Here is a 20,389-nt window from a genome sequence, read left to right on the forward strand (position 1 = left end):
ACAAAAAGGGCGCGCCGATGGCACGCCCTTCGCAAATCTGAATTGTCTCGCAGCGCTCAGCGCACGGTGACCGGGGCGGGCAGCGGCGGCACCACCGTCGGCTGTATGCTCGGGGCCGGACCGGCCTGGGCGGCCATCGGCACGGGCGCAGCAGCGCCGGGCGTCGGCGCAGCAGATGCAGTCGCCGTTCCCGGCGGCGGACCGCCCGGCATGACGACGACGCGGGTGCCGACCTTGACGCGATCGAAGAGGTCGGAGACGTCCTCATTCAGCATGCCGATGCAACCCGAGGAGACGAACTTGCCGATCGTCGAGGGCTGGTTGGTGCCGTGGATGCGATACACCGTCGAGCCGAGATACATCGCGCGCGCACCAAGCGGATTGCCGGGACCGCCAGCCATGAAGCGCGGCAGATAGGGCTGACGCTCGATCATTTCCGTCGGCGGATGCCAATCCGGCCACTCCGCCTTGCGCGTGATCTTTTGCACGCCGGTCCAGGTGAAACCGTCGCGACCGACGCGCACGCCGTAGCGGATCGCGCGGCCGTTGCCGAGCACGTAATAGAGGTAGGTGTTCGGGGTATCGACGACGAGCGTACCGGCCGGCTCCTTGGTCTGGAACGCGACCTCCTGGCGGCGCAGGTTCGGCGGCAATTGCGTCGGCGCCGCGTCGGGCTGCTCCTCGGGCGGAAGCGCCGCAACCGTCATCGGCTGGCCATTCGGTCCGGCAGGCTGCTGTTGCTGAACGGCGCCGGTCGCGGCGGGTCCACCAACGCCTTCCGGCGGCCGCAGACCGTCGTCGGCACCCTGGGGCGCGGCCGGGCGGTCGGCATAGATCACTGCAGGCGGGCCCGCGGGACGACCATAGCGGGGATCATCCGGCGACATCACCGGCCCCTGCGGCGCATTGTTGGAATAGACGGGCGGCGCACCGGCCGGACGGCCGTAACGCGGATCGTCCGGCGACACCACTGGTCCCTGCGGAGCGTTGTTCGAGTAGACCGGCGGGGCGCCGGCGGGGCGGCCGTAGCGCGGATCGTCAGGCGACATCACCGGACCGGACAGGCCGGGTGGCGGCAACGCTGCCGAGTTCCGCGGCTGCGGCGGCATCGCGTCGTCATCATCCTCGAGTGCGTCGAAATTCGGCACGCGGTCGCCGGGACGATATTCCGACGGGTAGCCCTGCTGATAGGTCGGAGCCTGTTGAACCGGATAGCCCTGCTGAGCCTGCGCGAGCGAGGTTCCCGCCGCAGCGACTGTTGCGGCAGCGCAAATCGTCAGAAAATGTTTGATCATCATCGCCCTAGTTTAGTCCCCCGGCCCGACCGGACCGTTAACGGCACATGGACGAAGATCGCGGCGCATTCAAGACAAAACCGGCCGATTTGGCCTGATTTGGCGATTTGTGATCGGCGATGCGACCGTTGCTCAGGTGCATCACGGAGTGGAAATCAAGCGGTCCCGCAGGTTGCCGGACTCTCAGCTCCCGATTTTTACGGAACGGCCCAGGAGTGTTCGGGTATTCTCGAATCAGCCTGATTCGCCTTCGCTTTGACCTGTTTCTCGCGCGGCGAACGCGGCAAGTCAGTACCGTCACCGCGTTCAGATGGCTCAAGGGCCTCGGCAGCAACCTGCCAAGGCGGAAATCGCCCTTCGATGCTGCCCGGCTTTCGTTTCCTGCTTGCCGCGATTTTGTTGTCAACCTCCATCCTGGTGTTCGGCCTAGGGGCCGCCGCACTTCTGCGGGCGACGCATGAGCAGTTCGTCAGCAATCCGTCCTGGCGAAATGGCCCGCAGGAGCAGGTGTTCGCGCAAGCGAGCGAACCGGCGCAACCGGTGCTCGCGGCGCTCCGCGCCGAGCCGCTGCCGCCCTCGACCTCGGTGCGCGACGACATCCCGACCGTCGGCTTGCCCGAAAGCGGACCGGAGCAGGCTGCCGCACTGACGTCGGAGGTGAGCAGCGAGCCGGTTGCTCCCGCAACGAATGCACCGGCCGGCGACCCGGCCCACGCTGAGGCCGCCGTTCCACCGGCCGAGACGCCGACGCCGCAGGCTGCATCGGCCGAGACTGCGCCGTCAGTCAGCGAGACTGCGCCCGCCACTCCGGGCGAAACAACGCCGACCCCGGTCGCCTCGCCGGAGCCGCAACAGGTCGATGCGACCATCGCAGTCACAGCGCCCGAGACAACCGCCCAGGTCGCAGCGCTGGCCGATCCCGCGCCCACGGCGGCTCAAGCCGCACCGGCAAAAACCAAGACGGCAACCGATACGTCCGACAAGCAGGCTGCCAAACCTCAAGCGCATCGGGCCAAGAAGCGGCACCGCATGGTGCGGCGTCCACCGCCGGTGCAGGTGCAGCAGACCTTCAATCCCTTCGCCACGCAGCCGTTGCAGCAATATCAGCAGCCGGCCTACGCGGCGACCACCCGCGCCCGCTGAGCAGGTCTCACGCCGGCCCCGTCGCGATCACCGGGCCGCCTTCCTGACCCCATTCCGACCATGAGCCGTCATAGAGCGCGGTGTCGGTGATCCCGAGACGGTACAGCGCGAGCGTCAGCACGCCGGCCGAGACCCCGGAGCCGCAGCTCGTCACGATCGGCGCATCGAGCTTGACGCCGGCACCGGTGAAGGCAGCGCGCAGATCGGCAAGCGGTTTCATTTCGCCGGTCGCCGCATCGAACAACTGGGCATAGGGCACGTTGCGGGCACCGGGGATGTGGCCGGAGCGGATGCCCGGCCGCGGCTCCGCGGCGCGGCCCTCGAAGCGCTCCGCTGGGCGCGCATCGATCACCTGCTCGGCACGGCTTTCGACGTTCGCGATCAGTTGCTGCATGCTGCGCACGCGCTTCGGATCATAGTTCGCCTTGAAGGTCTGGGCCTTCGGCTTTGCCTCACCGCCTTCGACGGGACGGCCCTCCGCGCGCCACTTCTTCAAGCCGCCATTGAGAATACGCACGTTGCTGTGGCCATAGGACAAAAACATCCACCACGCCCGCGGCGCGGCAACCCAGCCGCCGGCATCGTAGATCACGACGGTATCGGCATTGCCGATGCCGAGACTGCCGACGTCACGTGCGAATTGCTCGGCGCTCGGAAACATGTGCGGCAGCGGGCTCCAGTGATCGGACACCACGTCGACATCGAAGAACACCGCGCCCGGCAGATGCGCGGCGAGGTAGTCGTCCTTCGGCAGCGGCAGCACGCCCGGCAGCTTGAAGGTGGCGTCGAGCACCTTCAAATCGGCATCGTTGATGTGGGCGGCGAGCCATTCGGTGGAGACGAGGGGGTCGGTGGGGGTCATAATCGCGTATCTCTCCAGTCGTCATTGCCGGGCTTGACCCGGCAATCCATTTTCTTGAGGGGATGGACACGCGGGTCAAGCCCGCCTGTGACGAGTCTTACCCCTTCTTCTTCGGCTCCCATTTTTCGACCGGGCCGCCGGCGTCGCGCCAGGCTGCATAGCCACCGGCGATGTGGGCAACGGGCTTGAGGCCCATGTCCTGCGCGGTCTTGGCGGCGAGCGCGGAGCGCAAGCCTCCGGCGCAGTGGAAGACGAACTTCTTGTCCTCCTGGAAGATCGGCTTCGCATAGGGACTCTGCGGATCGATCCAGAATTCGAGCATGCCGCGGGTACATGCGAACGCGCCGGGAATGCGGCCGTCGCGCTCGATCTCGCGGGGATCCCGGATGTCGACGATGACGACGTCGCCGTTCTTGGAAATCTCGATGGCGTCCTTGGCCGACAGCGTCTCGATCTCGGCATTGGCCTCGTCAATCAGCGCCTTGATGCCGCGGGTGATGTTCTGGGGCATGTGCTTCTCCCTCTTGTTGTCATTCCGGGGCGAGTGGCTAGTGCGTCAACTCTTTCATCGCGCCCTCAAGTCCCTCGATGGTGATCGGGAACATGCGGTTCGCAAAAATGCGGCGGATGATGGTGGTCGATTCCGAATAATCCCAGTGCTTCTGTGCCACAGGATTGAGCCACACCGCATGCGGATAGGTGCGGATGATGCGCTCGAGCCAGACCGAGCCCGGCTCCTCGTTGACATGCTCGACCGAGCCGCCCGGCACCATGATCTCGTACGGCGACATCGAGGCATCCCCAACGAAAACGACCTTGTAGTCATGCGGATATTTGTGCAGCACGTCCCAGGTCGGCGTGCGATCCGTGAAGCGCCGCTTGTTCTGCTTCCACACGCCCTCATAGAGGCAGTTGTGGAAGTAGAAATACTCCATGTGCTTGAATTCGCTCTTCGCCGCAGAGAACAGCTCCTCGACTTGCTCGATATGCGAATCCATCGAGCCGCCGATATCGAAGAACACCAGCAGCTTGACCGCGTTGCGCCGCTCGGGACGCATGACGACGTCGAGATAGCCGTGGTTGGCCGTTTGCTTGATCGTATTGTCCAGATCGAGCTCGTCCGGCGCACCGGTGCGCGCGAATTTGCGCAGGCGGCGCAGCGCGACCTTGATGTTGCGGATGCCGAGCTCGACATTGCCGTCGAGGTCCTTGAACTCGCGCTTGTCCCACACCTTGACGGCGCGGTTGTTGCGGTTCTTCTCCTGCCCGATGCGGACGCCTTCGGGATTGTAGCCATAGGCGCCGAACGGCGAGGTGCCGGCGGTGCCGATCCATTTGCTGCCGCCCTGATGGCGGCCCTTCTGCTCTTCGAGCCGCTTCTTCAAGGTCTCCATGAGCTTGTCCCAGCCCATGGCCTCGATCTGCTTCTTCTCTTCTTCCGTGAGGTACTTCTCGGCGAGCTTCTTCAGCCACTCCTCGGGGATCTCCGCCTTGTCCATGGCCTCGAGCAGGCTTTCCAGTCCCTTGAAGACAGTGCCGAAGACGCGGTCGAACTTGTCGAGGTTGCGCTCATCCTTCACCAGCGAGGCGCGCGACAGGTAGTAGAAATTCTCGACCGTGTAGTCCGCGAGGTCGGCGTCGAGCGCCTCCATCAGCGTGAGGTATTCGCGCAGCGTCACAGGGACCTGCGCATCGCGCAATGAGGTGAAGAATTGCAGGAACATAGGCGACAGATTGCCCGTCGGATGGCTCCCGTCAAGGGGCGCAGCTTTCGGTCGAGGTCTGGACCGTGAGGCTTTTTGCTCTAGAATTGCCGGGCTTGAGGCTTGGTTTTGGGGATCTTTGGCATGGGAATTGTCGCAGCGCTGATCATTGGGGCGATCGCCGGCTGGCTCGCGGGGAAAATTGTCCACGGCGCGGGATTTGGACTGATCGGCAACATCGTGGTCGGCATCATCGGTGCGCTGGTCGCGAGCTGGATCCTGCCGCAGCTCGGCATTGCGCTCGCCACGGGCACGTTCGGCGCCATCCTCGACGCCACGATCGGCGCGGTGATTGTGCTGGTCGTCCTTTCGCTGATAAGACGGGCCTGAAAAGCTTGACCTAACCCGGAACGGCCGCTCGGAGCGGCCGTTCCCATGTTGTGGCAGAGGTGCACCTCGCCCGATGACCGACAAGGACGCGCGATGAAGTTTACCGGCACCAAGGACTATGTTGCGACTGACGATCTCAAGGTCGCCGTCAATGCCTCGATCGTGCTGGAGCGTCCGCTGCTGGTGAAGGGCGAGCCCGGCACCGGCAAGACGGTGCTGGCCGAAGAAGTCGCCAAAGCGCTGAACGCGCCGCTTCTGACCTGGCACATCAAGTCCACCACCAAGGCGCAGCAGGGCCTCTACGAGTACGACGCGGTGTCGCGCCTGCGCGACAGCCAGCTCGGCGATGCGCGCGTGTCCGACATCAAGAACTACATCAAGCGCGGCAAGCTGTGGGACGCCTTCACCGCCGAGCAGCGTCCGGTGCTCCTGATCGACGAGATCGACAAGGCCGACATCGAGTTTCCCAACGACCTCTTGCTCGAGCTCGACCGCATGGAATTCCATGTCTACGAGACCGGCGAGACGATCAAGGCCAAGCAGCGCCCGATCATGATGATCACCTCCAACAACGAGAAGGAGCTGCCCGATGCCTTCCTGCGCCGCTGCTTCTTCCACTACATCAAGTTCCCCGATGCCGAGACCATGGGCCGCATCGTCGACGTCCACTTCCCCTGCATCAAGAAGCGCCTGGTCGAAGAAGCCCTGCGCATCTTCTTCGAGGTGCGCGAGGTGCCCGGCCTGAAGAAGAAGCCGTCGACCTCCGAGCTGCTCGACTGGCTCAAGCTGCTGCTCAACGAGGAGATGACGCCGGAGCAACTGCGCGAACGCGACCCGCGAAAACTGATCCCGCCGCTGCACGGCGCCCTGCTCAAGAACGAGCAGGACGTGCATCTGTTCGAGCGGCTGGCGTTCCTGAGCCGAAGAGAGGTTTGAGCGTGGCGCGCTCCGCGATAGCGCGCTGCCGTAGCTTCAAACGCCGCTGTCGTTCCCCGCGAAGGCGGGGAATCCAGTACGCCGCGGCCTAACCGTATCCCACGACCGCCTCTGGAATACTGGATCGCCCGCCTTCGCGGGCGATGACAGTTTGGGATGCGAACACAAGTCCCACCTCGTCATTGCGAGCGAAGCGAAGCAATCCAGAATCCGCCCGCGACAAGACGCTGGATTGCTTCGGAGAGCGTGTCATCGGCCCGCTATGAGCCGTCGGCCTCAAAGACAGACAAAATTTCAGGACGAGGCAGTAGCGGCGGCGCATCACCCGTCAAGCCATAGATTTCAATACCGCTCAGCAAACCACCACTCGAATAGATGAACACTCCGCTTTTGTGGTCGCCATCATTGATCAGGAATTCACCGAGAATGAGGGCCCCCGGCGGCGCTTCGGCGTGCCCCCTGATTTGAAAGTTGATGCTGGCACACCCACATGGACATCGCCAAGGCGTGACTTCGGCCAGCTCAAGCTGATCCAGATACTGCTTTGCTTCATCCGTGCCGTGCTGAAGCATCCAGCGAGCAAGATCGTGCTCGGCATCCGTGAGAGGACGATTTTGCTCTGTGCTCAAGACAACGTCTTCGGCTGATATCGACCCTACGCCACCGTAGCCCGCACGATGGGATAACGCTAGCGAGAGCGCAGGGCGGGTTAGCGTTCGCGTAACCCACTACTTCTACAACAGGCGGAAAGCAAAGAGGTGGGTTACGCTATCGCTAATCCACCCTACGAAGCGTTCCCACGAAGCAGCCCTCACGCCACCGCCGTCTCCGGCACGTTCGCCGCCTCCAGCGGCACCTTGCCCCGGATCAAATCCGACGCGCGGTCGGCGATCATCATCGTTGACGCGTTCAAATTCGCAGAGATCATGCGCGGCATCACGGAAGCGTCGATGACGCGCAAACCTTCCAGGCCGTGGACGCGGAGCTGGTCGTCGACGATCGCCCAAGTGGACTCGGCCGGACCCATGCGGCAGCTGCAGCCGGGGTGGAACGTAGTGTTGGCGCGCTCCGTCGCTGCGTGGAGGAATTCGTCATCGGTGTTGACGTCAGGACCGGGGAAATCCTCGCTGGCGTAGTAAGGCGCCAGCGGCGCGGATTTCAGCAGCTTTCGCGCGAGCTTCATGCCGGCGACGATGACGCGGCGGTCGAGCTCGTGATCGAGATAGTTGGTCTGGATGATCGGCGGCGCAAAGGGATCAGCCGAGCGGATTCGCACGTAGCCGCGGCTCTCGGGACGTTGTTGCCAGGAGGCGACGGTCATACCGGGCTCGTCCTCGAGCTGGCCTTGCACGCCTTCCTTGTAGCTGGCCGGCGTGAAGGTGAGCTGCAAGTCGGAGCTCTCGGCGCTCACGCCGGAGTGCCAGAAGCAATAGACCATGGTCGGCGACAGCGACAGCAGGCCGCGCCGCGTCGTGGCCCATTTCATCGCCTCGACCCAAAGATGCCAACCGCGGCGAAGCTCATTGATGGTCTTGATGTTCTTCACCCGGGCCACGGTACGCGGCGCGTAGTGGTCCTGAAGGCCCTCGCCCACGGGGAGCGCGTGACGCACCTCGATGCCGTGCGTCTGTAGCAGCTCGGGCGAGCCGACGCCGGAGAGCTGGAGCAATTGCGGTGAGTTGTAGGCTCCGCCGGCCAAAATCACTTCCTTGTCGGCACGCACCTCGACTGGCTGGCCGCCACGGCCGCCCTTCACGTAGCGTACGCCGACCGCACGCTTGCCCTCGAGGACGATCTGCGTGGCATGCGCATGCGTTTGCACATGCACGTTCCCCCGCTTCATGGCGGGCCTCAAGAATGCGGTCGCGCCGGAAACGCGCAAACCATTGTCGATCGTACGCTGACAGTAAGAGACGCCCTCCTGCGTCTTGCCGTTGTAATCGGGATTGCGGGGAATGCCGAGGCTGAGCGCGCCTTCCATGAAGGCTTCGCAGAGCGGGTCGCGCCAATCCATGGTGGTGACGGTAAGGCTGCCGTCGCGGCCGCGATAGAGATCCTCTCCCTCGCCGACGCGCTTCTCCAGCCGTCTGAAATACGGCAAAACGTCGGCATAACTCCAGCCGCGGTTGCCCATCTGCGCCCAGGTGTCGAAGTCGAGCTTCTGGCCGCGGTTGTAGATGTGGCCGTTGATCGAGGACGAGCCGCCGAGCGTCTTGCCGCGCGGCGCGTAGATACTGCGACCGCCGGTCCAGGGCCCCGGCTCCTGCTGGTAAGCCCAGTTGACGCTCTTCATGTAGAAGGTTTTTATGAAGCCCGCCGGCAGATGGATGTAGGGATGCCAGTCGCTCGGGCCCGCCTCGAGCACGCAGACACTGGTGTTCGGATCCTCGCTCAGGCGGTTGGCGAGCACGCAACCGGCGGACCCCGCGCCGACGATCACATAGTCGAATCTGTCCATCTTGCCTCGAACCGCCTCAGCGCGGCTTGTCGTTGAGTTGATATTGGAGATGCACCTTCACTGTCGGCCATTCGGCTGCGGTGATGCTGTAGACCACGGTGTCGCGCAGCGTGCCATTCGGCCCGACCTGGTGGCTGCGCAAAATGCCGTCCTGCTTGGCGCCGAGCCTCTCGATGGCGCGCCGGCTCTGGTGATTGAAGAAATGCGTGCGAAATTCCACCGCGATGCAGTTGAGCTGCTCGAAGGCGTGGGTCAAGAGCAGCAGCTTGCACTGCGTGTTGAGGGGGCCGCGCTGCGCGCTCTTGGCGTACCAGGTCGAGCCGATCTCGACGCGGCGGTTGGTCGCATCGATGTTCATATAGGTGGTCTGGCCGACGATCCTGCCGTCGGCGTCGAATACGGTGAAAGGCAGCATGGAGCCCGCAGTCTGCAAGCCAAGGCGGCGATCGATCTCCTTTGCCATGTTCTCGGGCCTGGGGATTGCGGTGTACCACAGCTTGGAGAGCTCGCCGTCCTTCACGGCCTCCACCAGGGCGTCGCGATGCTCGTGCGACAGCGGTTCGAGCCGCGCATGCTCGCCGCGGAGGGTGATGGGATCAGGCCAGGGCATTGATGGTCTCTCCTTCGTCATTGCGAGCGAAGCAAAGCAATCCAGAATTTTTCCGCGGATGCATTCCTGGATTGCTTCGTCGCTCCGCTCCTCGCAACGACGACTTGTCTCACTTATTCAAAAAATTCAACGGCAAACCGCCACGCGGCCAGTCCATGGCGATCAGCTCGCCCTTGCCCGACAGCGTGATGTAGGCAGTCTTGAGCTCAGGGCCGCCGAAGGCAATGTTGGTGGTGACGCGGTCGCCGGTCGGGACCTGCTCGACCAGCTTGCCATCCGGCGCAATGACCGAGATGCAGCCGGATACGAGCGTCGCGACGCAGACATTGCCGTTTGCCTCGACCGCAAGCGAGTCGAACATCTGGTAGCCGCCGAGCCCCGTGATCGGCTTGCCGCGCTCGCCGCGATAGATCACCTCGCGCGGCTTCAGCGTGCCGGGCGCGGAGAGCTCATAGGCCCACAGCCGCGCGGTCGGCGTCTCGGCAATGTAGACGGTGTTCTCGTCCGGCGACAGCCCGATGCCGTTCGCCGGCAGTACGCCGTGCACGACCTCGACGATCTCGCTCATGCCGGGCTTGAGATAATACATCCCGCCGACATCCATGTCGCGCGCGCGACGTTTTCCGAGGTCCGAGAACCACAGGCCGCCATGGCGGTCGAAGACGAGATCGTTGGGACCGCGCAAATCATGCTCGCCGCACTTCGTCACCACGGTCTCGACCTTGCCCGATTGCAGATCGACGCGCTGGATCGAGCCGCCCAGATAATCGTCGGGCTGCGGGCCCGGCATGATCATCTTGCCCGTCGGGATCCAGGAGAAGCCGCCATTGTTGCAGATATAGATCTTGCCGTCCGGGCCGAGCGCCGCGCCGTTCGGCCCGCCGGGAATCCTTGCGACGATTTCTTTTCGTCCGTCGGGATAAACGCGCGTCAGGCGCTGGCCCCGAATTTCCACCAGCACGACCGAGCCGTCCGGCAACACCACCGGCCCTTCCGGAAATTCGAGGTCAGTGGCGAGAATGCGGATGTCGGACATTTTGGCCTCCCGGCGGCTTGTTATGGCTTGCACGGGAGATGCCGGTCCGCATGCAAGACTTGCCCGCGGTTATGGCAAAGTCGCTCCAGCTTGCCAAGCAAGCGGCCGGGTATGCCAGCGTTGCGCGCTAAGGCGCGACAAGATTGGTCATCGTGCCTTAGATTATTGTTTGAGCATGATCTTTTCGGAAAACCGCTGCGCACTTTTCCGGATCATGCTGCTACTCCTTCACCGGCACCCAGATCTCGAAGCCGCCATTGCCGGTCTTGGGATCGAATTTTTCGGCATAGCGTTCGAAGTTCGGCGCGTCGGCGGCCTTCAGACCCGAGGCCGGCAGCCATTGATTCCAGATCGTGTTGACGGTGCGACGGATCGAGGCGACGTGGTCGGTGTGGGTGAACACCGCATAGCGCTGTTCGGGGATGCGGATGCGACTGAAGCGCCGCGGCAGGTCGGAGAAATCGGAAACCTCGACGCCGGCGATGTAGTCGAAATTGCCAGCATCATCGCCGTTGCAGCAGACACCGTAGGCAACCTGATCTTGCCTCACACGCGCGGGGATGTCGGCGACCTCCTGATGGAAGCGATGCCAGAGGCCCGGAATGGCGGCGCCGTTGTCGCAGGAGATGCGTTCACCGGGGCCTGCGACCAGAAAGGCCTTGGCGGTTTCGAAACGGGACGGTGCGAGATTGTCGAGCATGGTGGAGTCCATGAGGATCGGCTCCTGAAGCTTGAGGTGTTTGACGCACGTCGCCGCCCTGACCGCTTCGGGTGTCACGCCAAAATGGTCGCGGAACGCGCGCGTGAAGGCTTCGTGGGAGCCATAGTCCGCTTCCAGCGCCAGCGACAAAATGTCCGGCGCGCCCCGCGCCAGGCAACGTGCGGCTTCCGTGAGCCGCCGCGCCCGCACATAGCGCATCACCGGAAATCCGGTCGCCGCCGCAAACGCGCGCACCATATGGAAGCGCGACACGCCGCCGATCTCGGCGATCTCGTCGAGCGTCAGCGGCTCGGCCAGATGGCTTTCGATGTACCAGAGCGCGCGCTGGGCTGGGTTCATGGACTAAGGGCCCTCATTCGAAGCACGGTCATCGTGCACGAATGGCAGACGCCGCGCTTGATCGGGATTGCTGTCGCACACCTACAGTTTCGTAGGGCGGGCCAAGCGACTTGTCCGCCGTAGCTCGAAGAGCGAAGGCGGAAGAGTGCCCACCACTTTCGTTGCCATACACAGAAGTGATGGGCACGGCGCAGGTGCGGCACTGCCCATCCTACTTCTACTTTGGCGGCGTAGCGTCCTTCGCCGCCGGCGCGTCCTGCTTCTTCTTCGGATCCTCCGCCGCCTTGGGCTGCGCGGCCTGGAGATCGCCAAGAGTCTTCTGCAAACCCGCAACCGTCGCCTTCAACGCGTCGATCTGGCGATTGGCGGCGTCGATCTTCTGCTGATGATCGAGGGTGAGCTTGCTCATCGTTTTCTGAAGAAAGTCGACATTGCTTTGCAGGCAACTCGTCCGCCGCTCCCAGGTTTTCTCGACCGTGCAGATCTCGATGCCGGGAACATCCTGCGCGCGGACGTGTTCCGTTGGCATCGTCACCAACAGCAAAATGGCGACACAAAGCGAAGCATTCCGGCCCGGCATGCAGGTTCCCTGTAAGAATGTTGATCACGGCAAATTGCGCAGACGACGCGCATGCCCGCGACGATACCATACTGGCACCGCATTCTCGCGTTGAGCTTGGGCGGTTCCTCCGGGTGGGAGGACTAACGAACGGACGCGAAAGAGTGGGGCGGCTCTGCTCGCGTTCTTTTTGAGGGGAGATTATTTAGAATGGCAACGCGCGAAAGACGTCTGGCCGAATTCAATGGCGAGGGAGAACCACCGTCTGGGATGCCGGTCGAAGTGCTTTGCGAAGACCATAGTGGAACCTACACCCTGCCTTTTGCCTGCCGTTACGTTGGCGGGCGCTGGCAAAACCACGAAGCAGGCATCGCCGTCGAGGCGACCGTGATCGGTTGGCGCCTGCCGCGAGTGAAACAGACGGGTGCCGTGTAAGGCTGGCCGACCTGTCTCAAAATGCTACGGAGCCTGGCCGGATTTTAAGGTACGGAACGCTGACCGAACGAATCGCGTCCGAATCAGCCGCCGGGCTCCGTTGTCGACCTGTTCACCGCTAGATGTCGGCGCGGCGCAGCATCGACGTACCAGATCAAGGAAAGATGCGCGACGGCTCAGCCCCGCGGCCGACGCCAAAGGTTAATTGCGCCCCGCGAACGTGCAGCCCATGGAAGCAGCCCATGGAAAACGCTGCCTAATATTCGACCTCGAGCTCCTCGATCTCCGCCGGCTCTGCCTTGGCGGCCGCGATCCATTCCTGCATCTCATCCATGCCCATGATGGTGTCCGCATAGGCCTTGAGCTCCGGCTCGAGCTTGACGTCATAGGTCACAAAGCGCGTCACGACGGGTGCATACATCGCATCCGCCATGGTGCGCTTCTCGCCGAACAGGAACGGACCGCCCGACTGTTCCAGGCAGTCGCGCCAGATGGCCCAGACCCGGTCGATATCGGCCTGCGCCCGCGACCAGATCTTGAAGCCCGGGAAATGGCCCTTGAGGTTGACCGGCAGCGAGGCGCGAAGCGTGGTGAAGCCGGAATGGATTTCGCCGCAGATCGAGCGGCAATGGGCGCGCTGGATGCGGTCGGCCGGCAACAGCCCGGCGTCCGGCATTACCTCGTTGAGATACTCGCCGATCGCCAGCGTATCCCAGATGGTGGCGCCCTCGTGCCGCAGGCACGGCACCAGGATCGAGGAGGACAAGAGCAGGATCTCGGCGCGCGCCGACGGGTCGTCCGGCGCAGTGACGATCTCCTCGAAATCGAGCCTGGAGAATTTCGTCAAAAGCCAGCCACGCAGCGACCAGGACGAGTAGTTCTTGCTGCTGATGGTCAGTGTCGCCTTCGCCATATGGCCTTCCCTCGCGCCTGAATTCCCGACGCCGCCGTCCCGATATGCGCGGTGCCCACGGTTTGTGCTTCCCCGTATTCCACAGCAAGCGACGTGCCAGTTTTCAGGGCGAATTGACTCGAATCTGGCGTCGATATTGCATGATGGCCTTGGGTCAGGGTGGGCGTATCAGTATGATGTCGATGTATTATCAGGCCTTTCAGAACCACATGGATCTGACGGAGCCATGGCGGGCCGGGGCTTCATCTGCCCTGAAATATCTCAACCTGGTGCCGCAGGGGATGTCTGGTGCCGTGGTCGGCCGCCTGTCGGCTGCGCTGGAGTTGATCTCGCGCTCGACCATCACCTATGACCGGCCGGCCTATGGCATCGACCGCGTGATGGTGGGAAATCGCGAGGTCGGCGTCCGGGAGGAGATCGCCTACGCCACGCCGTTCGGCTCGCTGCTGCATTTCAAGAAGGACGATGGCCCCGAGCAGCCGCGCATGCTGCTGGTGGCACCGATGTCCGGGCATTTCTCAACTCTCCTGCGCGGCACCGTGCAGACGCTGCTGCAGGATCACGACGTCTACATCACCGACTGGCACAATCCGCGCGACATCCCGCGCAGTGAAGGCCGCTTTGGCCTCGACGACTACACCGAGCACCTCATCGACTTCCTCGCTCAACTCGGCCCGCGCCCGCACATGGTCGCGATCTGCCAGCCCTCGGTTTCCGCCCTCGCAGCCGCCGCGATCATGTGCGAGGACAATCATCCCTCGCGGCCAGCGACGCTGACGCTGATGGCCGGCCCGATCGACACGCGCGTAGCGCCGACCAAGGTGAATGAGTTCGCCAAAAGCAAGCCGATCACCTGGTTCGAGCGCAATCTGATCAACTATGTGCCGGTGCAGTGCCGCGGCGCATTCCGCAAGGTCTATCCGGGCTTCGTGCAGCTCACGGCCTTCGTCTCGATGAATCTCGAGCGTCATATCAAGCAGCATCTCGATCTCGCCAACCATATCGCCAAGGGCGAGAAGGAGAAGGCTGCGACCATCAAGACCTTTTACGACGAATATTTCGCGGTGATGGACCTGCCCGCAGAGTTCTACATCGAGACCGTGCGAGACGTCTTTCAGGAGCATCTCCTGCCGCTCGGCAAGATGACCTATCGCGGACGGGAGGTGAACCCGAAGGCGGTCAGCCGCATGGGGCTGATGACGGTCGAGGGCGAGAAGGATGACATCTGCTCGATCGGCCAGACCCTCGCAGCTCAAGATCTCTGCACCGGCGTGCGCGCCTACCGCCGCGTCCATCACATGCAGGCCGGCGTCGGCCATTATGGCGTGTTCTCAGGCAAGCGTTGGAATAACGAGATCTATCCTCTCCTGCGGGATTTCGTGCACGTGAACTCCTGAACCAATTGCGCTCCTCCCCAACCCGGACGGCATGCAACGCGTCCGGTACATCGGCGTCAGCCGTGCCGTCCCAGGATTACGTTGCGCTGCATCTGCGCTACAATCCCGACGTGAACGTTCGTTTCTCGGGAAAGTCCTCCGCTTGATCTGCTCGAAAATTGACCGGCCAGCGGTCGGGACCGACCCCGGTTTTGGGTCTGAAGCCTTGGGTATGAGAGCATGAGACTCAGGGGGCTTCTGATCCTCGCGATAGCCGCGCAGGCCGCGGTGACCGCCGCCGCCATGTTGGCGTCCTACGTCATGATCGGCGCGGACAGCCTGCGTGCGCTCGGCATGGCACAACTGCTCGCCCTGCTGGCAAGCGGCCTCGTTGCCCCGCTGCTCGCGTTCGGCTGCGCGCGCGTGATCGAAAGATCGCAGAGCAAGCGCATCGCTGCGGTGGATGCTGGCCAAGCGGAGGTACGGCGAGCGCTTGCGGACAGCGCGCGGCAAACGCAGGCCGTGATCCGGACGGCGCTCGACGCCTTCGTGCAGACCGATGAAGATGGCGTCGTCGTCGCCTGGAGCCCTCAGGCCGAAGCGCTGTCGGGATGGACGCGAACGGAGGCGGTCGGCGCCGACGTCGTCGAGCTGGTGGTGCCGGAGCCGCTCCGCGCCGCCTTCCGGCAGCGCATGAAACGACGCCTGAACGAATTGTCGGAAACCCCGATCGGCATGCGCTTCGAAGCGGTCATGCTTCACAAGAGCGGCGACGAGATCCTGATCGAGGCGTCGAGCACGGGCTTGCGTCTCGACGCTCGCACCATCGTCAACACCTTTGCAAGGGACGTCACCCAGAAGCGCGTCGCCGAGGAGCAGCTCATCCAGGCCCAGAAGATGGAGGCGGTCGGCCAGCTCACCGGTGGCATCGCGCACGAGTTCAACAACATGCTTACGGTCATCACGGGGACGATCGAGATCCTCGCCGATGCCGTGAAGGACAGCCCGCACCTTTCGACCATCACCAAGCTGATCAGCGAGGCCGCCGACCGCGGCGCGGCGCTGACCTCGAGCCTGCTCTCCTTCGCAAGGAAGCAGGCGCTGCAACCGACCGAGATCGATGTCAACGACCTCATCGAAGAGGCCACCCGACTCCTGCGCGCGACGTTCGACAGGCAGATTGAGATCATTACCAGTCTCGATCGTGCGGTCTGGCCTGCGCTGGTCGACCGCGGGCAGCTCAGCTCGGCGCTGCTCAACCTCTCGATCAACGCCCGCGACGCGATGCCTGCGGGCGGCAAGCTCATGCTGAGAACGCGCAATGTCGTGCTCGGCGTGCGCGAAGCAGTGACGATCGGTGTCGGCTATCCCGGCGACTATGTCGAGATCGAGGTCACCGATACCGGCACCGGCATTCCGCAGTCCATCCTCGACCGCATCTTCGATCCGTTCTTCTCGACCAAGGAGGTCGGCAAGGGAACGGGGCTCGGGCTCAGCATGGTGTTCGGCTTCGCCAAGCAGTCCGGTGGCAGCATCAAGGTCGCTTCGGAGGAAGGGCACGGCACCACGTTCAAGATCTACCTCCCCAAAGCCGATACACGCGCGCGTCGTCCGATGGGCGAGGACGCACGCAAGGTGCCCGGCGGTCATGAGACCATCCTCTGCGTCGAGGACGACCGCGACGTGCGCAGCTACGTCACGGTCCAGCTCGAGCACCTCGGCTACAAGGTCATTGCCGCCGCCAATGCTGCCGAGGCGCTTGCGATCGCAGCCGAAGGTGCGCAATTCGACCTGCTGTTCACCGACATCGTGATGGCCGGCGGCATGAACGGACTGCAGCTCGCCGAACAGATGGTGGCCTCACGGCCGTCCTTGCGCGTCCTCTTTACGTCGGGCTACGCCTCCGACTCGTTGTACGCGCAGGGCCGTGCGGGGCAAGGCGCGCCGCTTCTGACAAAACCCTACCGCAAGGCCGAGCTGGCGCGCATGCTGCGCCGCTGCCTCGACACGGCCGTGGATTCGGTCGGCGACCCGATCCCCACACCCTACTCCGTCGAAGCGGAGCGCGATCGCTTTCTGCGCAAGCAGGCATCCGACAACGACTCGGCGCGGGGACGCACGCGGAACTGAGACACAAACCTTAGCGGAGAGCCGCTGATCATCGCATCACAGCGACGCGCTGCTGCAACTCTGCTCGGCCGGCAGCTCGTCGGCGTTGGGATCGCCCGGCGCAGTTGCCCAGGCGAGCTCGACCAGAGTCACAATTCTCCGCCCGGCTCCGTCAAGCTGGCAGACGATGAGGCCCTGCTCCTCGATATAAGTGAGGAGACGCTGCGCGCGGCGCAGCGAGTGCGAGCCATAGGCGCGCGCGATCGCGGCATCGCCCGGACATGGCCAGCCCTCCTTGGCGGCGCGAGCGATCATCATGAAGACGCCCTGCATGTCCTCCGGCAGGATCGAGGCACGCAACGTGACGTCCTGCCAGGCATCGTCCTCCGCGATATCGGTAGCAAGGCCCGCGCGGGCGCGCGTCAGCATGCGGCGGAATTCGCTCAAGTCAGGCGCGGCCGAACCGAGGCCTTCGATGCGGCAGCGGACCACAAACTCCTGATAGAGCACGCCGATGGCGCGGAAGCCTGCATCCGGCTCGGCCAGAATGGCGCGCAGGATGCGGTCGAGGCGCTCGCGCCGCTCCGCCAGCTCCTCGGCACTCGGCTGCTGCTCCACCGGTTCAGGACGGATCTCCGGCGCCGCCGACTTTGCCGCCATGAGCTGGCCGAGCAGGTCCGGCGCCTGCCGGCGCTGCGGCCTGTTCGCCTCGGGCGGCGGGGCGGCGAGGATGATTGCGCGGGCGTCCGCGAGCGTCGCTTCCGGCAGCGGCAGGAGCCGCGGGGTCGCATTGCGGGGCTTCGTCTCGGTCGCGCCGATGCGCAAGCCGAGCGGACGGCGCGAGAGCGCCGGGCCGAGCGCCATGAACTGTCCACGCTCGAGGTCGCGGAAAGCGTCGGCCTGCCGCCGCTCCATCCCCAACAGATCGGCGGCACGCGCCATATCGATGTCGAGGAAGGTGCGGCCCATGAGGAAATTGGAGGCTTCGGCCGCGACATTCTTGGCGAGCTTTGCCAGCCGCTGGGTCGCAATCACCCCGGCAAGCCCGCGCTTGCGGCCACGGCACATCAGGTTGGTCATCGCGCCGAGCGAGAGCTTTCGCGCCTCGTCCGACACCTCGCCAGCAACAGCCGGTGCGAAGAGCTGCGCCTCGTCCACCACCACAAGCATCGGGTACCAGTGATCGCGCTCGGTCTCGAACAACCCGCCGAGGAAGGCGGCCGCACGGCGCATCTGATTCTCCGCGTCCAGCCCCTCGAGATTGAGCACCGTGGAGACGCGATGGATGCGCGCGCGCTCGCCGGCGACCTGAAGACCGCGCTCGGTGTGATCCTCGGCCTCGATCACGAGATGCCCGAACTGCTCCGCCAACGTGACGAAGTCGCCTTCGGGATCGAGAATCGCCTGCTGCACCCAGGGCGCGCTCTGCTCCAGGAGCCGGCGCAACAGATGCGACTTGCCGGAACCCGAATTTCCCTGCACGAGAAGGCGAGTCGCCAGCAGTTCCTCGAGGTCCAGGGTCGCCGGGGCGCCTGCCGTCGTATGCCCCATCTCGATCGCAACGGTCATGTCCCGACTCAAGCCCTTCCTTCGCGGAGGAGGGGCTTATCAAGCTGATGGCGAGCCGTCGAGCGCCCACCGCTCAGTGTTCAAAAGGAACTAGCGTGCTGGCGGCTTTTTTCGTTGAGCCGTAGCGGAGAACGTGTTCATCAACATGTGCTCGAGGCGGAGAAAGAAAATTGGTCCGTCGGCCGTGGCCTCGCACAATTCGCGTGAGGTGATGAGGTTGCCGCCTCAACTCAGCCGGCGCTTGAGCGTTGCGGAGGGCGTCTCGCCGAATTTTTCACGATAGGCCCCAGCCATGCGGCTCAAATGCGTGAAGCCGAGATCGAAGGCGGCATCGGTGATCGAGCAGTCCGGCGCGCCCTGCGACAGACGCGCGTGGAGCGCGGCAAGGCGCATGTCGAGCAGCATCTCGGAAATCGACAGGCCGAAATGCCGGCGGAAGCCAAGCTGAAGCGCGCGGATGCCGATGCCCGCGGACGCGGCTAGCTGCGAAAGGTCCAGCGGCTCAGCCGCCTTGGCCTCGAGGCAATCGCGGGCGGCGCGAAGCGCGCGCGGCAGCCGTTCGGCCCGCCCTGAGAAGGTGCGGATGGCGTCGGACAAGCCATGTTGCTGGCCATTGAGGAGACAATCGAGCAGCATCTCGCGCCAGTCGGCAATGACGATCGCCGGAAGCTTTCCGGCCGGCCCCAGGTGCTCGGCGAGCGTCATCACCTCGTCGAGTTTTGCCCACAGGCTACGCGCTGTCCGGGCATTGAGATCGATCGCCGGATTGAACTCCACCGTGCCGACGGCACGCCCCGACAGCGCGGCGGCACGCTGCTCGACCAGGCGGCGGTCGAGCAGCAGGATGAGCTGCGCGCAATCCTCCCACACCATCCGGATCGGCCTCGTCGGCGACAGCAGCGAGGCGGTTGAAGCGGGAGAGGTCTCCAGATCGCGTGCGCCGACCCTGATCCGCGACGATCCGTGAAGCGGGATCTGCACCAGGAAAAAGCGCTCGAGGCACCCGGGATCGATCGTGACCGAGCCGCCATAGGCGACATAATTGATGGAAAAGCCGTCAAAGGCCGCGCAATTGTGCCGGGCGTAGAAGCCGGGCGCCCTCGCCTGAAGCGGCTGCAATTGATGCGGACAGAAGATGCGTCCGATCTGGTCGGCCGCCTCGTCGACTTCCGTGGTCGCGACGCGGGCAAAGGCCGCAAGCCTTTCGGCTCGGGACCTGGACGCGCCCATTTTCAGCTCGGCTGCGGACATCGTCGACCATGCTTGGCGATGCGGATTATTTTAAGCCTATAATAGTTCCACAGCTCCGAAAAGAGCCGCCCCGCAAAAACATCGTGCTGCAGGGCAGCAGATTCGTTTAGCGGATAGACAGCCCCTCGCCCCGGACGGATGCTCCTTCCCGCCGGTCTTTTTATGGAGGGAGCCATGACTGCACTCGAAAAAGGCATTACTGCAAGCGGTACGGGTTTTGGCGGCAAGAGCTGGAACGTCTTAGGGCAGCTCTATTTCCCCAAAGCCATCTGCGACTCCACCTTCGCGTTCGAGACCAACAGCGAGCCCGGCCAGTTCGTGCCGGTGCACATCCACCCCACCCAGGACGAATTCATCCTGGTGCAGGAAGGCGTGCTCGACCTCAAGCTCGACGGGGTGTGGACGAAGGCAAAGGCCGGCGACCTCGTACGCATGCCGCGCGGTATTCCCCACGGTTATTTCAACAAGTCCGACAAGCCGGCGCGCGCGATGTTCTGGGTCTCGCCGATGCAGAAGCTGGAAGCGCTGTTCAACATGCTTCACAACCTCGCCGATCCGGCCGAGGTCGTGCGCATTTCGGCGCAGCACGAAGTGGATTTCCTGCCGCCCGAGGCCAACGACTAGACGGCACACCTCCTCGTCCAATTCATGTCCGTCGCGAGTCCAGCGGCCGCGCTTTGCGGC

20 protein-coding genes are annotated in these 20,389 nt (G+C 63.9%); 7 read left to right on the top strand and 13 right to left on the bottom strand.

The annotated features are described in order from the left end of the window. Positions 1 to 56 precede the first annotated feature (56 nt). Positions 57 to 1,295, bottom strand: a complete 1,239-nt coding sequence (locus ACV1FX_RS27450; protein WP_473120690.1) for a L,D-transpeptidase — start codon at positions 1,293 to 1,295, stop codon at positions 57 to 59. 360 nt (positions 1,296 to 1,655) lie between these two features. Between ACV1FX_RS27450 and ACV1FX_RS27455 the strand changes: the two genes are divergently transcribed. Further along, positions 1,656 to 2,438, top strand: a complete 783-nt coding sequence (locus ACV1FX_RS27455; protein WP_473120691.1) for a hypothetical protein — start codon at positions 1,656 to 1,658, stop codon at positions 2,436 to 2,438. 7 nt (positions 2,439 to 2,445) lie between these two features. Here ACV1FX_RS27455 and sseA read toward each other — a convergent pair whose 3' ends face one another. The 3 genes from sseA to ACV1FX_RS27470 all read right to left on the bottom strand — a co-directional run bounded on the left by sseA (position 2,446) and on the right by ACV1FX_RS27470 (position 5,024). Beyond that, positions 2,446 to 3,300, bottom strand: a complete 855-nt coding sequence (gene sseA / locus ACV1FX_RS27460; protein WP_473120692.1) for a 3-mercaptopyruvate sulfurtransferase — start codon at positions 3,298 to 3,300, stop codon at positions 2,446 to 2,448. Between the two features lie 97 nt (positions 3,301 to 3,397). Next, the gene (locus ACV1FX_RS27465) at positions 3,398 to 3,811 is read right to left on the bottom strand and encodes a rhodanese-like domain-containing protein (RefSeq protein WP_254097743.1); all 414 of its coding nucleotides are present in this window, start codon (positions 3,809 to 3,811) and stop codon (positions 3,398 to 3,400) included. 37 nt (positions 3,812 to 3,848) lie between these two features. Continuing rightward, positions 3,849 to 5,024 carry a vWA domain-containing protein gene (locus tag ACV1FX_RS27470; RefSeq protein ID WP_473120693.1) on the bottom strand — a complete coding sequence of 392 codons (1,176 nt, stop codon included), beginning with the start codon at positions 5,022 to 5,024 and terminating at the stop codon, positions 3,849 to 3,851. 123 nt (positions 5,025 to 5,147) lie between these two features. Between ACV1FX_RS27470 and ACV1FX_RS27475 the strand changes: the two genes are divergently transcribed. Next, a complete protein-coding gene (locus ACV1FX_RS27475) occupies positions 5,148 to 5,393 on the top strand; it encodes a GlsB/YeaQ/YmgE family stress response membrane protein (RefSeq protein ID WP_473120694.1) in 246 nt (81 codons plus the stop codon). Between the two features lie 93 nt (positions 5,394 to 5,486). Further along, positions 5,487 to 6,329 carry an AAA family ATPase gene (locus ACV1FX_RS27480; RefSeq protein ID WP_473120695.1) on the top strand — a complete coding sequence of 281 codons (843 nt, stop codon included), beginning with the start codon at positions 5,487 to 5,489 and terminating at the stop codon, positions 6,327 to 6,329. 260 nt (positions 6,330 to 6,589) lie between these two features. Here the strand turns inward: ACV1FX_RS27480 and ACV1FX_RS27485 are convergent, their stop codons facing one another. From ACV1FX_RS27485 to ACV1FX_RS27510, 6 genes are all read right to left on the bottom strand, one after another. Next, on the bottom strand, positions 6,590 to 6,958 hold the full coding sequence (locus tag ACV1FX_RS27485; protein WP_473120696.1) for a hypothetical protein: 369 nt from the start codon (positions 6,956 to 6,958) through the stop codon (positions 6,590 to 6,592). 182 nt (positions 6,959 to 7,140) lie between these two features. After that, complete coding sequence (locus tag ACV1FX_RS27490; RefSeq protein ID WP_473120697.1) at positions 7,141 to 8,787, bottom strand: GMC family oxidoreductase; 1,647 nt, start codon at positions 8,785 to 8,787, stop codon at positions 7,141 to 7,143. Positions 8,788 to 8,803: 16 nt separating this feature from the next. Beyond that, complete coding sequence (locus tag ACV1FX_RS27495) at positions 8,804 to 9,397, bottom strand: GNAT family N-acetyltransferase (RefSeq protein ID WP_473120698.1); 594 nt, start codon at positions 9,395 to 9,397, stop codon at positions 8,804 to 8,806. Positions 9,398 to 9,506: 109 nt separating this feature from the next. After that, the gene (locus tag ACV1FX_RS27500) at positions 9,507 to 10,433 is read right to left on the bottom strand and encodes an SMP-30/gluconolactonase/LRE family protein (protein WP_473120699.1); all 927 of its coding nucleotides are present in this window, start codon (positions 10,431 to 10,433) and stop codon (positions 9,507 to 9,509) included. Between the two features lie 220 nt (positions 10,434 to 10,653). Beyond that, a complete protein-coding gene (locus tag ACV1FX_RS27505) occupies positions 10,654 to 11,493 on the bottom strand; it encodes an AraC family transcriptional regulator (RefSeq protein ID WP_473120700.1) in 840 nt (279 codons plus the stop codon). 217 nt (positions 11,494 to 11,710) lie between these two features. Continuing rightward, complete coding sequence (locus ACV1FX_RS27510; RefSeq protein WP_473120701.1) at positions 11,711 to 12,073, bottom strand: hypothetical protein; 363 nt, start codon at positions 12,071 to 12,073, stop codon at positions 11,711 to 11,713. 189 nt (positions 12,074 to 12,262) lie between these two features. On the opposite strand from ACV1FX_RS27510, the gene ACV1FX_RS27515 reads away from it, so the two are divergent. Then, positions 12,263 to 12,487 (top strand): hypothetical protein, encoded by a 225-nt coding sequence (locus tag ACV1FX_RS27515; RefSeq protein WP_473120702.1) that lies wholly within the window; start codon positions 12,263 to 12,265, stop codon positions 12,485 to 12,487. 256 nt (positions 12,488 to 12,743) lie between these two features. Here the strand turns inward: ACV1FX_RS27515 and ACV1FX_RS27520 are convergent, their stop codons facing one another. Continuing rightward, positions 12,744 to 13,400, bottom strand: coding sequence for a glutathione S-transferase family protein (locus ACV1FX_RS27520; protein ID WP_473120703.1), 657 nt, complete (start codon positions 13,398 to 13,400; stop codon positions 12,744 to 12,746). A 173-nt stretch (positions 13,401 to 13,573) separates the two neighbouring features. On the opposite strand from ACV1FX_RS27520, the gene ACV1FX_RS27525 reads away from it, so the two are divergent. Both ACV1FX_RS27525 and ACV1FX_RS27530 read left to right on the top strand, forming a co-directional pair. Beyond that, entirely contained in the window at positions 13,574 to 14,797 is a 1,224-nt protein-coding gene (locus ACV1FX_RS27525) for a polyhydroxyalkanoate depolymerase (protein ID WP_473120704.1), read from the top strand. Between the two features lie 219 nt (positions 14,798 to 15,016). Continuing rightward, a complete protein-coding gene (locus ACV1FX_RS27530) occupies positions 15,017 to 16,906 on the top strand; it encodes a hybrid sensor histidine kinase/response regulator (RefSeq protein WP_473120705.1) in 1,890 nt (629 codons plus the stop codon). Between the two features lie 36 nt (positions 16,907 to 16,942). Here the strand turns inward: ACV1FX_RS27530 and ACV1FX_RS27535 are convergent, their stop codons facing one another. After that, the gene (locus ACV1FX_RS27535) at positions 16,943 to 18,454 is read right to left on the bottom strand and encodes a helicase HerA domain-containing protein (protein ID WP_473120706.1); all 1,512 of its coding nucleotides are present in this window, start codon (positions 18,452 to 18,454) and stop codon (positions 16,943 to 16,945) included. Positions 18,455 to 18,679: 225 nt separating this feature from the next. Beyond that, positions 18,680 to 19,705 carry an AraC family transcriptional regulator gene (locus ACV1FX_RS27540; protein WP_473120707.1) on the bottom strand — a complete coding sequence of 342 codons (1,026 nt, stop codon included), beginning with the start codon at positions 19,703 to 19,705 and terminating at the stop codon, positions 18,680 to 18,682. Between the two features lie 174 nt (positions 19,706 to 19,879). On the opposite strand from ACV1FX_RS27540, the gene ACV1FX_RS27545 reads away from it, so the two are divergent. Continuing rightward, on the top strand, positions 19,880 to 20,329 hold the full coding sequence (locus ACV1FX_RS27545; protein WP_473120708.1) for a cupin domain-containing protein: 450 nt from the start codon (positions 19,880 to 19,882) through the stop codon (positions 20,327 to 20,329). Positions 20,330 to 20,389: the final 60 nt, after the last annotated feature.

The organism is Bradyrhizobium ingae, assembly GCF_055791185.1.